This window comes from Hyalangium ruber, from assembly GCF_034259325.1.
Taxonomy (GTDB): Bacteria; Myxococcota; Myxococcia; order Myxococcales; family Myxococcaceae; genus Hyalangium_A; species Hyalangium_A rubrum.
Genome location: NZ_JAXIVS010000008.1, coordinates 278,549 through 291,153 on the forward strand (window position 1 = coordinate 278,549; position 12,605 = coordinate 291,153).

Annotated in this window: 7 protein-coding genes; 5 read left to right on the forward strand and 2 right to left on the reverse strand. The window is 69.3% G+C overall.

Going from position 1 to position 12,605, the window contains the following annotated elements; all coding sequences use genetic code 11:
- Positions 1 to 103: 103 nt before the first annotated feature.
- Positions 104 to 1,516: a glycoside hydrolase family 88 protein gene (locus SYV04_RS24150; RefSeq protein ID WP_321548227.1), complete on the forward strand. Its 1,413-nt coding sequence runs from the start codon at positions 104 to 106 to the stop codon at positions 1,514 to 1,516.
- Positions 1,517 to 1,526: 10 nt separating this feature from the next.
- Here SYV04_RS24150 and SYV04_RS24155 read toward each other — a convergent pair whose 3' ends face one another.
- Both SYV04_RS24155 and SYV04_RS24160 read right to left on the reverse strand, forming a co-directional pair.
- Entirely contained in the window at positions 1,527 to 4,562 is a 3,036-nt protein-coding gene (locus SYV04_RS24155; RefSeq protein ID WP_321548228.1) for a serine/threonine-protein kinase, read from the reverse strand.
- Between the two features lie 123 nt (positions 4,563 to 4,685).
- Entirely contained in the window at positions 4,686 to 5,843 is a 1,158-nt protein-coding gene (locus SYV04_RS24160; RefSeq protein ID WP_321548229.1) for a vWA domain-containing protein, read from the reverse strand.
- Positions 5,844 to 6,127: 284 nt separating this feature from the next.
- Here SYV04_RS24160 and SYV04_RS24165 point away from each other — a divergent pair, with 284 nt between their 5' ends.
- The 4 genes from SYV04_RS24165 to SYV04_RS24180 all read left to right on the forward strand — a co-directional run bounded on the left by SYV04_RS24165 (position 6,128) and on the right by SYV04_RS24180 (position 12,604).
- Positions 6,128 to 6,676: a GbsR/MarR family transcriptional regulator gene (locus SYV04_RS24165; protein WP_321548230.1), complete on the forward strand. Its 549-nt coding sequence runs from the start codon at positions 6,128 to 6,130 to the stop codon at positions 6,674 to 6,676.
- 35 nt (positions 6,677 to 6,711) lie between these two features.
- Positions 6,712 to 7,836, forward strand: a complete 1,125-nt coding sequence (locus SYV04_RS24170; RefSeq protein ID WP_321548231.1) for an efflux RND transporter periplasmic adaptor subunit — start codon at positions 6,712 to 6,714, stop codon at positions 7,834 to 7,836.
- A 27-nt stretch (positions 7,837 to 7,863) separates the two neighbouring features.
- On the forward strand, positions 7,864 to 10,968 hold the full coding sequence (locus SYV04_RS24175; RefSeq protein WP_321548232.1) for an efflux RND transporter permease subunit: 3,105 nt from the start codon (positions 7,864 to 7,866) through the stop codon (positions 10,966 to 10,968).
- A 157-nt stretch (positions 10,969 to 11,125) separates the two neighbouring features.
- Positions 11,126 to 12,604 (forward strand): TolC family protein, encoded by a 1,479-nt coding sequence (locus SYV04_RS24180; protein ID WP_321548233.1) that lies wholly within the window; start codon positions 11,126 to 11,128, stop codon positions 12,602 to 12,604.
- The last annotated feature ends 1 nt before the right edge of the window (position 12,605 follow it).

The window sequence follows — 12,605 nt, forward strand, 5'->3', positions numbered from 1 at the left end:
CTACCGGACAGCGTCCGGTGCCAGACGTCAAGCTCGGACTCGGGGAGCCAGCCACTCCTATTCGACACCTTCAGGTAGGACACTTTGTGCCAGGAGGAGCGGGATGGTGGGGAACAGGGGATGGAGGCGGGTGGGGCTCCTCGTGTGCCTGCTCGCGGTCGGGCCCGCGTGGGCGCTGGAGGATGCGGCGATAGACCAGGCGCTGCGCTTCTCGCAGCAGCAACTGGCCCAGAGCGACGCGAGCCTTCGGCCCGGGACCTATCCGAAGAGCACCTTGCCCGGTGGGACGTGGAGGACCGTTCCCGCCACGGACATGATTGGCTGGGTCCAGGGCTTCTTCCCCGGGAGCCTCTGGTCCCTGTACGAGCTGACAGGAGACGCCGCGTGGAGGACCCGGGCCGAGGCGTGGACGCGCCCGCTGGAGGTGCAGCGCTTCAACCGGCAGACGCACGATCTGGGCTTCAAGTTCATGCCCAGCTACGGGGCCGCGTACCGGCTCACGGGCCAGGCCGAGTTCAAGGATGTCCTGCTGAGCGCCGCGGAGTCCCTGGCCTCCCGGTACGACTCACGGGTGGGGATCATCGACTGCTGTGATTGGAACCCGGACTGGCGGCTGCCGCTCGTCGTCGACACGATGGTGAACCTGGAGTTGCTCTTCTGGGCCTCGCGCAACGGCGGCAGGCCCGAGTGGAACGACATGGCGCTCCAGCACGCGCTGACCACGTTGGAGGATCTCGTCCGCCCCGACGGCAGCACCTTCCATGTCGTGGACTACGAGCCCGGCACCGGCGCCATCCGCTTTCGCAAGACGTTCCAGGGCCATGCGGATGACTCCACCTGGACGCGCGGACAGGCGTGGGCCATGTACGGCTTTACGCTGACCTACCGGTACACGCGTGACCCGCGCATGCTCGACGCCGCGCGCCGCGTGTCGGACTACTACCTGAGCCGGCTGCCCTTGGACGCCGTGCCCAACTGGGACTTCGATGCGCCGACACAGTCGAAGGACTCCTCGGCCGCGGCCATCGCTGCCTCGGCGCTGCTGGAACTGCACCTCCATGAGACGGATCCGGTGCGCAAGCAGCGCTACCGAGAGGCCGCTGTCCGGATGCTGGAGAGCCTGACCTCGTCGGCCTACCTCGCCATCGGCTCCAACAGCCGCGGCATCCTCCTGCATGGCGTCGGCAACCTGCCCGCGGGGCAGGAGGTGGACGTGAGCCTCATCTACGGGGACTACTACTTCCTCGAGGCGCTGCTCCGGTACCGGCAGCAGAACCCGCCGGTGCCTCCGCCGCAGGAGCCTGTTCCGCCGACGGAGCCGGTACCTCCACAGGAGCCCGTGCCTCCAGCGCCTCCACAGGAGCCGCCACCCGAGGAGCCCGTGCCTCCGGAGCCCGGGCCATCAGAGCCGGAGGGCAAGCGCGGGGGTGGGTGCGCCGCCGCGCCCGGGGCGGCCTCGCTGGCCTTGGGCCTCATGGCCTTCTTCGTTCTGCGTCAACGCTCGCGCTTCCGGTGAGCGCGGTGGCTCACGGGTCCGCGTGCGCCGCGAGCCACCGGCTGGCCTCGGCGAGCTTGGGCGCGATGGCCTGGCGCTGCCAGTGCTCCTGAACCTCGGTGGCCAGCGCCCGGGCCCGCGTCCGGTCCTGTCCGGTGTCCCAGAGCGCCCTTGCCAGCGCGAAGCGCACGTCGTCCGCATCCTTGCGATAGACGTGTTTCAACGCGCGCTCGAGCAGGGGCAGCGCCTCGGCGGGCTTGCCCCGCGCCAGCTGGAGCTCTGCCAGGGACAGGCGTGAGAGCGCGGTGTCCGGATGCTCGGCGCCCAGCGCCTTCTCTCGCAGGGCCAGCGCGCGATCGTGATGCCGCCGTGCCTCCTCGTGGCGCCCCAGCTTCGTGAGCACGACCCCCAGCAGTCGGTGGGCTTCCGCCGTCTCCGGGTGCTCGGGCCCCACCGTCTTCTCCCACATGCTCAGCCCGCGCTCGATGAACTTGCGGCCCTCCTCCAGCTTGCCCTGGGCCTGGAGCGCGGAGCCGATCTCGCAGAGGGTGCTGGCCACGTCGGGATGCACGGGGCCCAGCGCTTTCTGGCGGAGGAGCAGGGCGCGTTCCTGCTTTTGCCGCGCCTCTTCATACCGTCCCAGATACATGAGGGTGGAGCCGATGTTGTTGAGCGAAGCGCCGACATACGGGTGCTCGGGTCCCAGCACTTTCTCCCGCAGCGCCAGGGCGCGCTCGTGACGGTTCAGCCCGTCCTCGAACCGTCCCTGGAAGACGAGCACGTTGCCCAGGTTGCTCCGGAGGATGAGGGCGTCGGGGTGATCCGGCCCCAAGGTCTTCTCCAGCAAGGCCAGAGCGCGCTCGTACTGCACGCCCGCCTCCTCGAACTGACCCATGCCGATGAACACGTTGCCCAGGTTGTTGATCGACAGGGCGACCGCGGGGTGCTCGGCCCCCAGCAGCTTCTCGCGCAAGGCCAGCGTGCGTTCGTGGTGCTGCTTCGCATCCAGGTCACGGCCCAGGAACTTGAAGGCGTTGCCCAGGTTGTTGTGCGCCTCGGCGAGGCTCAGGTGTTCGGAGCCCAGGGACTTCTCCAGCAGCGCGAGCGCTTGCTCGAACTTTTCCCGGGCCTGCTCGTAGCGGCCCATGCCCTGGAAGACACTGCCCAGGTTGAGCAGGAAGCCCGCGCGCGTCACGTCGTCGTCCACCACCGCGACGGTCGCCTCCACCACGGGCTCCATCATGAGCGCCTCCTGGTGGCGCGGCTGTCTGTAGCCCACCAGCCGCAGCAGAATGCTCGAGGACTTCGCCACCAGCGCCAGATCCTTGCCTCGGCCGGCCTCGGCGATGGCCTGGCGCATGCGCTCCTCGGCGCCCTTGTAGTCTCCACTGCCCTCGCGCAGCCGGCTGCTGAGGTGGAGGGTGCGCGCATGCAGCGGCGCGTAGCCGAGGGGCGCGATCTGCCCGAGCAGCTCCTCGTCCAGCGCCTGACCCTCCTTGAACTTACCGGCCTCCAGGAGCGCTTCGATTCGGTCCACCCGCGCCTGCAGGGAGTCCACTTGCGCGCGCAGCTGCGGATCCTCGGGAGGTGGCACGGCGGCGGTGAGCGCCTGGGCGTCCGCGCAGTACTCCAGCGGCGGCAGCGAGCGGGCGGCTTGCACCGCCTTGGAGAGCAGGCCCGCGTCGGCGCCACCCGCGAGCAGCTCCGTGAGGGCGCGCAGCTGGCTCCGCCGACGCTCCAGACAGTACTCCTGGCGCACCGCCAGGCCCTGGGCAGGGCGCACCTCGTGCCGGAGCGCCTCGCACACCTCCGTGCGCTGCTTCACCCACTGGCCCGAGTAGTCATCGAGCGTGGCGGCCACGCGGGTGAAGGTGTCCGGAGCGTAGGGCAGGCCCGTGCCCAGCAGGGCTTGCTTCACCTTCTCCTTCACGGGCTCGTCCCAGATGCCGCTCAGGTGTCGTTCCAGGCGCCCACACACCGGGACCTGGTGCTGCTGGCGAGTCCAACCCCAGACGGCGAGCCCCGCCAACACGGCCATCACCGAGGTGAGGCCCACCACCCGAAGCCGTGCCCGGCGTTTGGCCTCCGGGTCCTCCGTCAGCGCCGTCAGCACTTCCTCCAGGCCCGCGGGGCGCTGGCGCGGATCGGCGCTCAAGCCGCGCATCACCGTTCGCGCCACCCACGCTGGCACCTCGGAGGAGGCGGGAGGCGGCGCCACCTTGCCCTCCAGCTGAGCCCGGGTGAGCTCGGTGGGAGTGGCGCCCAGGAAGGGGAGCTGTCCGTACAGGGCCTCGTACAGCGCGGCGCAGAAGGCGAACACGTCGCTGCCGACGTCGGCCGGGTGGCCCTGGAGCAGCTCGGGGGCCATGTAGCCGGGGGTGCCCATGAACGAGCCAGGCATGGTGAGGGCGCCCGAGCCGGTTTGCGCACCCCAGGTAGCGGGAAGCTGTGCCGGGAGCGTGGCGGTGGGCCGCACGGCCTCCGGCGTGTTGCGAGCCCGCGCCAGGCCGAAGTCGGTGACGCGCACACGCCCGTCCTGACCCACCAGCACGTTGTCCGGCTTGAAGTCGCGGTGGATGAGGCCCGCGGCATGCGCGGCCACGAGTCCCCGGCCCGCCGAGAGGTAGGCCTCCAGCACCTCTCGCCAGGGGCGGGGCTGCTTGCGCCACTGGCGCAGCGTCTGCCCCTGCACGTACTCCATGGCGATGAAGATCGACCCGTCCTCCAGCGCGCCGGAGTCGTAGACGGCCACCACATGGGGGTGCGAGAGGCGGGCCATGGCCTGGGCCTCGCGCGCCAGGCGGCTGTTCTCGCCCTGGGTGGCGCTGAAGCCGGGCCCGGAGGGCAGCAGCAGCTTGAGGGCCACGCGCCGATCCAGGCGCGAGTCATAGGCGGCGATCACCAGGCCCATGCCGCCCTGGCCCAGGGTGTCGAGCACCGTGTAGCGGTCGGCCAGCGTATGTCCCGGCGTGAGCTGGAGCGGGGCGCCTTGTCGCGCCCCCGCGCTGGACAGCCAGGTGCGCGCTTCACCAAACCCGGGCGACGGTTCGCCGGAGGTGCGGCGCACGGTGAGCGCCTCCTCCAGCGGGTCGCGTTCCGAAATCCCGGGTTTTGGCCCCTGCTCGCTCATACACCCACCTTGATGAAGGCGCGCGAGGGTAGCCGTATGCACCCGGGAGCGGAAGCGGGCTTACTCCAGGGCGAGGCCCTGAGCGGCGGCCTGCTTGCTGGCCGACTCGATGATGGCCTTGTCCAGCGTGGCGGGAGCCCCGGCGGGCGCGGCCTGCTGCTTGTCGGCGACGAACTTCTCGCGCTCGGCCTGGAGCTTCTGGATGCGCCCCTGGATGTCCGCGCGCTCCTTCGCCTTCGCGTCGACGATCGCCTGGCGCTCCTGGGCGTTCTTGCCCCGCAGCTCCTGGGGCAGCTCTTCGTCCTTGACGGCCTCCAGCTTCACCTTGCCCTTCTTCGCCCCGTCCACCAGATCCCAGTCCGAGTTGTCATAGAGGCGGCTGGCCTTGGACACCGCGCGCGTGGTGGCGCTGCCCACGGAACCGGCGGCGTTGGTGTCCTGCTCCTCCTGCCGGCGCTTGGACTCCGCGCCCTTGCTCCCGTAGCCCAGGTACGTCTTGTTCAGCTCGCGCCCCAGCTGGGCGAGCTCCGCGTCCTGCGGTGCGGCGATGTGCGCCACGGCGCGGTTCTGATCGATGTTGAGCGCCTGGCCCCCGGCCACCTGCGCCGCCGAGGCCCAGCCCGTGTTCGCGCCCTCGCGCTCCGAGCCGCAGTGGATGGTGTTCACGACGATGCCGCGCTCCTTGGCGTTGTCGATCGCGCTCTTGGGCGTCACCGGGCCCTGGTTGAAGGGCTCGTTGCCCGCGATGTAGATGAGCTTGAGGTCCCCCGCCGCCTTGCTCCAGGCCAGGTTGCGCGTGGCCTTCTGGATGACCATGCCGGCGTACTCGTCCCCGCCGTTGGTCTTCAGCGCGAACAGCTCTTCGGACACCTTGTCCAGGTCCGTGGTGAAGGGGACAATCTGCCGGATGTAGCCGCCCTCCTGCGCCAGCGACTCCTTGCCGTACTCGTAGAGGGCGATCTCCAGGTGCGCCAGCTGCGTGCCCCGGCGCGCCTTCTGGAACGTGTTCACCACCGTCCACAGCTGGCGCTTGGCCTGATCAATGAGCCCGTCCATGCTGTTGCTGGTGTCCAGCAGCAGGGCGATCTGCACCCGCGGCGCGCTCGCGGCGGCGTGGATCGCCTTCTGCGTGGCGGGCGGAGGCGCGGCGGGCTCTTCCGCGAGGGCCGCGGTGGGCAGCGCGAGCAGACCAAGACCAAGGGCGAGGGGCTTCAGCATGGGCGTTCTCCGGGAGGGAAGGTGTCCGGCCCAAGGGCTTGCCTGGCCGGTTTCCCTGGAACGGGTGTGCCCCAAAAAAGGTTTACGGCTCGCGGACAGGCGGGCGGGGGCTCATGTGCCAGAGGCCTCCCCGAGAGGGCGGATCACTGTTGTTTCAAGATCTTGCCGGACCGCCGTCTCTCCTAAAGACCCGGATGTCACCTTCTAGTCACCGGATGTATTCGGATTTCTTAATCTTTCAGTCTTGACTGAATGAACCGAAGAAACTATTCGTTCACGCGCTCATGAAACCCGACGAAGCGGCCACGGCAGGCGACGAGAAGGACGGCTTCCCCTTAACGGCCGACGACCACCGTTTCATTGAATCCCTCGGGCTTCATTTCGAGGACCAGGGGATTCCCCGCATTGGCGGGCGCATGCTCGGCTTGCTGATGCTGGCGCCCAAGCCCCTGTCGCTGGGCACCATCGCGGAGCTGCTCCAGGTCAGCCCCGCCTCCGTGTCCACCAACGTGCGGCGCTTCCACGCCAAGGGGCTGGTCCAGGAGATCAGCTATCCGGGGGATCGGCGCCACTACTACGTCTTCAGTGATAACGCCTGGGAGCACCGCTTCGATGATGGTCGCGGGGGCCTCAAGGAGATCCTGCAGATCCTGAACACCCGCAAGGAGCGCCTGGGGCCCGAGGAGAACCTGTGCCTGAAGCGCTTCACCGATGCCATCGAGTTCTTCGTCTTCTTCAGCAGGATGGTCGACTCCGCGCTCGAACGCTGGCGAGCCCGTAAGGCCCAGCCCGACTCCGCCGAGAGCCCTCCGCAGTCCCGCACCGCTTCCTGAGACTTTCCGAGCTTTTCCTTAGAAGGACCCAAGATATGACCCCGCGTTCCCTCTCCCGTCTGCTGCTCATCTCCACTCTGGCCTCCGCCGCGGGCATGGGTTGCTCCGAAGCACGCGCCAACAAGGCGCAACTGCCCGCCACCAACAGCGCCGCGGGCGGCCAGCCGACCCTCGGCGTGCGTGCCACCCCTCCGCTCGACAAGCTGCAGGGCGACGTCAGCCGCGTGACGGGGCAGATCCGCGCCAAGCTGGAGGCCACCCTGAGCGCCCCGGCCACGGGCACCGTCGCCCAGCACCTGGTGAACGTGGGTGACAAGGTGAAGAAGGGCGCGCCGATGATGGTGCTGGACACCTCCAACATGGTCATCAGCGTGGAGCAGGCCATGGCCGCCCGCGAGATGGCCAAGGCAGGGCTGGACAGCGCCAACACGGAGCTGGAGCGCACCCAGAAGCTCTTCGAGGGCGGCAGCGCGCCCCAGGCCGTGCTCGACAGGGCGCAGGCGGGCCAGCGCCAGGCCGCCGCGGGCTTCGCTCAGGCGGACGCCGCGGTGCGCTCGGCGCAGGAGATGCTGCGTGACCACACCCTGCGCGCGCCCTTCGACGGCGTGGTGACGGCACGCATGAAGAACATCGGCGACACGGTGGCGATGATGCCGCCCACGCCCGTCTTCATGGTCACCAACGTGGACGAGCTGGAGGTGCGCCTGCCGGTGCCCGAGTCCATGGCGGGAGCGCTCACGCAGGGCATGAAGCTCACCGGGCGCGTCATCCCCGGCAACACCGCCTTCGAGGCCACCGTGCGCACGGTGGGCGCGGTGGTGGACGCGCAGAGCCGCACCGTGGAGGTGCTGGCGGACGTGGCGAACAAGGCCGAGAAGGACGGCGCGGTGCTGCGCCCCGGCTCGCTGGCGGAGCTGGACTTCTCGCGCAGCGAGGCGCTGGCGGGCCTCTTCGTCCCCTCGCAGGCGCTGCTCAAGGACGAGAAGGGCAGCTACGTGTGGGTGGTCGAGGACGGACGCCTGGTGCGCCGGGACGTGCAGGCGCTGCCGGTCACCCCGCGCTTCGCGCAGGTGCGCGGCGGCCTGCAGCCCCAGGACAAGGTCGTGGTGGAGGGCGCCGCCAGCCTCCGTGAAGGGCTCTCTGTGAGCGTGGTGCAGTAACTCCGCGGACTGAACGGGTACACCTCTATGGATCCGATTAAAACTTTCATCCGTCAGCCCGTCTTCACCGCCATGCTCATCATGGCGGTGGTGGTCTTCGGTCTGTTCGCCTATCCGAAGATCGGCGTCGACCAGATGCCGGACGTGGACTTCCCCGTCGTTACCGTGACCACCGTGCTTCCGGGCGCCGACCCGGAGACGATGGAGCGCAACGTCAGCGATCCCCTCGAGGAGGCGCTCAACACCCTGAGCGGCGTGGAGACGCTGCGCTCGGTGAACGTGGAGAGCGTGTCGCAGATCATCGTCCAGTTCTCGCTGAGCAAGAACGTGGACGTGGCGGCGCAGGACGTGCGTGACCGCGTGCAGGCCACCCTGTCGAAGATCCCCGACGAGGCCGAGGCGCCCGTGGTGGAGAAGTTCGACATCGGCGCCGCGCCCATCCTCACCCTGTCGCTCAGCGGTCCGCTGCCCATCCAGGAGCTGACCCGCCTGGCGGAGGACGTGGTGAAGCCCGCGCTCCAGCGCAAGCAGGGCGTCGGCGGCATCGACGTGGTGGGTGGCCAGGAGCGGGAGATCCAGATCGTGGTGGATCCGGGGCTGCTGCGCAGCTACGGCGTGTCCATCTCGGATGTGGCGCAGTCGCTGCGCGCCCAGAGCGTGGACATCCCCGGTGGGCGTACCTCCGAGCCGGGCGCCGAGCGCGTGGTGAAGCTGCAGGGCGAGGCCCGCAGCGTGGACGCGCTGCGCAACCTCATCATCGCCAGCCCCGCGGGCGCGCCGGTACGCATCCGCGACGTGGCCAACGTCATCGACGGTCCGGAGGAGGCCCGCTCGGGCGCTCGCTTCAACGGCCAGCGCGCGGTGGCGCTGGTGGTGCGCAAGCAGTCGGGCGCCAACACCGTGCAGGTGGCCAGCGACGTCATGGAGTCGCTGGAGGAGCTCGGGGTGCTGCTGCCCCAGGGCGCCAAGGTGGGCCTGGTGACGGACGGCTCGAAGTTCATCCGCTCCTCCATTCACGCGGTGCAGGAGGACATGATCCTCGGTGGTGTGCTCGCCGTCGTCATCGTGCTGGTGTTCCTGCGTAACTGGCGCTCCACGCTGGTGTCCGCAGTGGCGCTGCCGACCTCCGTCATCGGCACCTTCGCGGTGATGCAGGCGCTGGGCTTCACCTTCAACGTGGTGACGATGCTGGCGCTGACGCTGTCCATCGGTCTGCTCATCGACGACGCCATCGTGGTCATCGAGAACATCATCCGGCACATGGAAGAGGGCGCCAGCCCCATGCAGGCGGCCTACCAGGGCACCAAGGAGATCGGCCTGGCGGTGCTCGCGGTGACGCTGTCCATCGTGGCGGTGTTCATCCCCGTGGCCTTCATGGACGGCATGATGGGCAAGTTCTTCTACTCGTTCGGCGTCACGGTGGCGGTGGCGGTGGCCATCTCCTACTTCGTGTCGATGACGCTCACGCCCATGCTCTCCAGCCGCCTGCTCAAGCACCACGGTGAGCCGGGAGCGGTCTCCCGAGGCATCGAGAAGGTGCTGACGGCCACGGAGAACGGCTACCGGCGCGTGCTGCGCTGGATGCTGGAGCATCGGGCCATCACCATGGGCGCCGCGGTGGGCATCCTCTTCCTGACGCTGTTCCTGGCGCGCTTCATCAACTTCACCTTCATCCCCGCTCAGGACATGAGCATGGTGAAGGTGACGGTGGAGCTGCCGGTGGGCACGCCGCTGGAGCGGACCCAGCAGGAGCTGACCAGCCTCCAGGAGCAGATCGAGAAGCTGCCGGGCGTCGCCAGCGTCTACTTCTCCGCGGGCGGCGGCGTGCAGGAAGAGGTGCACAAGGGCGAGATGATCGTCAACATGGTGCCCCTGGCCGAGCGCGGCTTCGGGCAGCAGGACTTCAAGCAGTATCTGCGCCAGAACCTGGTGCGCAGCGCGGGCGTGCAGCTCAACGCGCAGGACTTCTCGCCGGTGAGCGGCGGTGGTGCCCGCGCCCAGCCGGTGCAGTTCAACATCCGCGGTGACAACTGGCAGGAGGTCATCGCCGCCGCGGAGAAGGTGAAGGCGGCCATGAAGCAGAACCCGGGCTTCGTGGACGTGGACCTGACGTACCGCTCCGGCAAGCCGCAGCTCTCGGTGGACATCGACCGTGAGCGCGCGGCCTCCCTGGGGGTGCCCGCCGCCATGCTCGGCACGACGATCCGCTCCTTCCTCGGCGGCGATGCCATCACCCAGTACCGCGAGGGCGGTGACACCTTCGACGTGAAGCTGAAGCTGCCGCCCGAGGTGCTGGCGGACCCCGAGCAGGTGAGCGCTCTCACGGTGCGCGCGCCCAGCGGTCAGCTCGTGGAACTGCGCAACCTGGCGGACATCCGTCCGGATGAGGGCCCCTCGCAGATCGACCGGCAGGCGCAGAAGCGGCAGATCACCGTGCTGGCGGAGCTGCGCAACTACAGCCTCGGCGAGGCCCTGGGCTTCCTGGGCAACTACGCCAAGACGGAGCTGCCCAAGACCATCATCACCGACTTCGAGGGGCAGGGTAAGGAGCTGGCCAAGGCGGGCCTGGCGTTCCTCATGGCGCTGCTGCTGGGCATCATCCTCGTGTACATGATCCTCGCGGCCCAGTTCGGCAGCCTCACGGACCCCATCACCATCATGATGTCGCTGCCCTTCGCGGTGATTGGCGCGCTGGGAGGCCTGCTGCTCGCCAACGAGTACATGTCCATGTTCGCGATGATCGGAATGATCATGCTCATGGGCCTGGTGACGAAGAACGGCATCCTCCTGGTGGACTTCACCAACCAGCTCAAGGAGCAGGGCAAGAGCACCAAGGAGGCGCTGCTGGAGGCGGGCCCCATCCGCCTGCGCCCCATCCTGATGACGACCATCGCGATGATCGCCGGCATGGTACCGGTGGCGATGGCCAAGGGAGACGGTGCCGAGACGCGCGTGCCGATGGCCATCGCCATCATCGGCGGCCTCGTCACCTCCACGGTGCTGACGCTGGGCGTGGTGCCCGTCTTCTACTCGCTGATGGATGGCCTGCGGCGCCGGGTGTCCGGCAACCGCAAGGCCGAGCACGAGAACCCGGCCGCCTCCGAGCTGCACCACAAGGCCGACGCCGCCTGATTCACGGCGCGGAGGACAGAGGCGGGACTGCTCGGGTCCCGCATCTCTCCCAGACGAGACCCGGGGGACCGCCAACGTCCTCCGCGCCCTGACCCCTTAGCTCTCTCGCATTCCATTCCCCGCAGTCACCCACGCCCCCTTCAAGGAGGAGGGTGTTATGAACCCGCTTGTCTTCGTAGCCCTCGTCACCCTGGCTGCCCAGCAGGACGCTCCGAGCGCCGCAACACCCCGGGAGGCCGAGACCGCTCCGAGCCCCGCAGCAGCCCCGACTCCTCCGGAAGCCCCGAGCCCCGCGGCCCGGACGTTGACGTTCCAGGAAGTGCTCACCCGCATGGAGTCCCAGAGCCTGGATCTGCAAGCGGCTCGGGCGCGGCTGGCCCAGGCACAGGAGCTGTCCGCCAAGGCCCGCAGCGGCTACCTGCCGCAGATCTCCGTGGGCGCCTCGTACACGCGCAACAATGCCGAGGCCAACCTCCGGCTGCCCGTGGGCTACGTCATCCGCGACGTCGGCGGGCCGACGAGTGGCCCGGGCGTTCCGGACTCCCCGCCGGACCTGCCGGGTGCTCCCACCAACCTGGCGCTCGTGCCCGCGGCCATCATCGAAGCGCCGATCCAGGTGTTCAACCAGCTGGGAGCCCAGGCGCAGCTCAACCAGGCCATCATCGCTCCTGCGCTGTGGCAGGCCATCCGGACGGCGGGCATCGCCGAGGACGTGGCGGCCCTCAACGTGGAGGCGGCGCGCCGGGAGATCCTCTTTGGCGCCGCGCAGCTCTACTTCGGCGCGGCGGGGCTCCAGCAGGCCATCTCCGTGCAGGAGCGCCTGCTGGCGGTGAATGTCGCCCGCGAGAAGGACGTGACGGTGGGCTACGAGGCCGGTGCGCAGCCCAAGGTGGCGCTGCTGCGCGCCCAGATCGACCGGGGCCGCGCTGAGCAGGACCTGGTGCGCGCGCGCAACTCCTACCTGAGCATGGTGCAGTCGCTGGCCACGCTGATGAACGAGCCGGCTGACTTCGACGTGGTGGTGCCGGAGGAGCCGGTGCTTCCCTCGGGCATCGAGGAGCTGGAGAAGGCGGCGCTCCAGCGGCCGGACGTGGCGGCGGCGCAGCGCAACCTGGATCTGGCCGAGAGCGGGCGCACCGCGACGAAGTGGAAGTACGCGCCCAACTTGGGCCTGTCCGCCGTGTACCGGTGGGCCAACGTGGGCGGCTTCACCGGTGAGAACACGAACTGGGCCATCACCCTGGGGCTCAACTGGACGATCTGGGACGGCGGCCTGCGAGAGGCGGAGCTGCGCGAGAGCAGCGCCAAGGTGGCCGAGGCGGAGGCCTCCGCCCGCGCCGCGGAGAACAAGGCCCGGGACGAGGTGCGTCGTGGGCTGCTGGAGCTGGCCAGCGCTCGGGCCAACCGTATCAAGGCCGAGGAGCAGCTGCGCCTGGCGCGCGAGGGCCAGCGCCTGGTGGACGTGAGCTTCAAGGCGGGCAGCGCCACCTATCTCGAGGTGACGGACGCCAACACCGCGCTCGCCGCCGCGGAGACGGGCTTCGTGGGCGAGACGCTGAATGCCTCGCTGGCCGCGCTGCGCGTGCTCAAGGCGGCCGGGCAGTTCGCTCCGCCGCCTGCTCCCGCCCAGGAGTGAG

Bases quoted from the DNA above. Each gene is read 5' to 3' on its own strand.
- SYV04_RS24180 (WP_321548233.1), top strand. From the start codon at position 11,126: ATGAACCCGCTTGTCTTCGTAGCCCTCGTCACCCTGGCTGCCCAGCAG.
- SYV04_RS24165 (WP_321548230.1), top strand. From the start codon at position 6,128: ATGAAACCCGACGAAGCGGCCACGGCAGGCGACGAGAAGGACGGCTTC.
- SYV04_RS24175 (WP_321548232.1), top strand. From the start codon at position 7,864: ATGGATCCGATTAAAACTTTCATCCGTCAGCCCGTCTTCACCGCCATG.
- SYV04_RS24160 (WP_321548229.1), bottom strand. From the start codon at position 5,843: ATGCTGAAGCCCCTCGCCCTTGGTCTTGGTCTGCTCGCGCTGCCCACC.
- SYV04_RS24170 (WP_321548231.1), top strand. From the start codon at position 6,712: ATGACCCCGCGTTCCCTCTCCCGTCTGCTGCTCATCTCCACTCTGGCC.
- SYV04_RS24150 (WP_321548227.1), top strand. From the start codon at position 104: ATGGTGGGGAACAGGGGATGGAGGCGGGTGGGGCTCCTCGTGTGCCTG.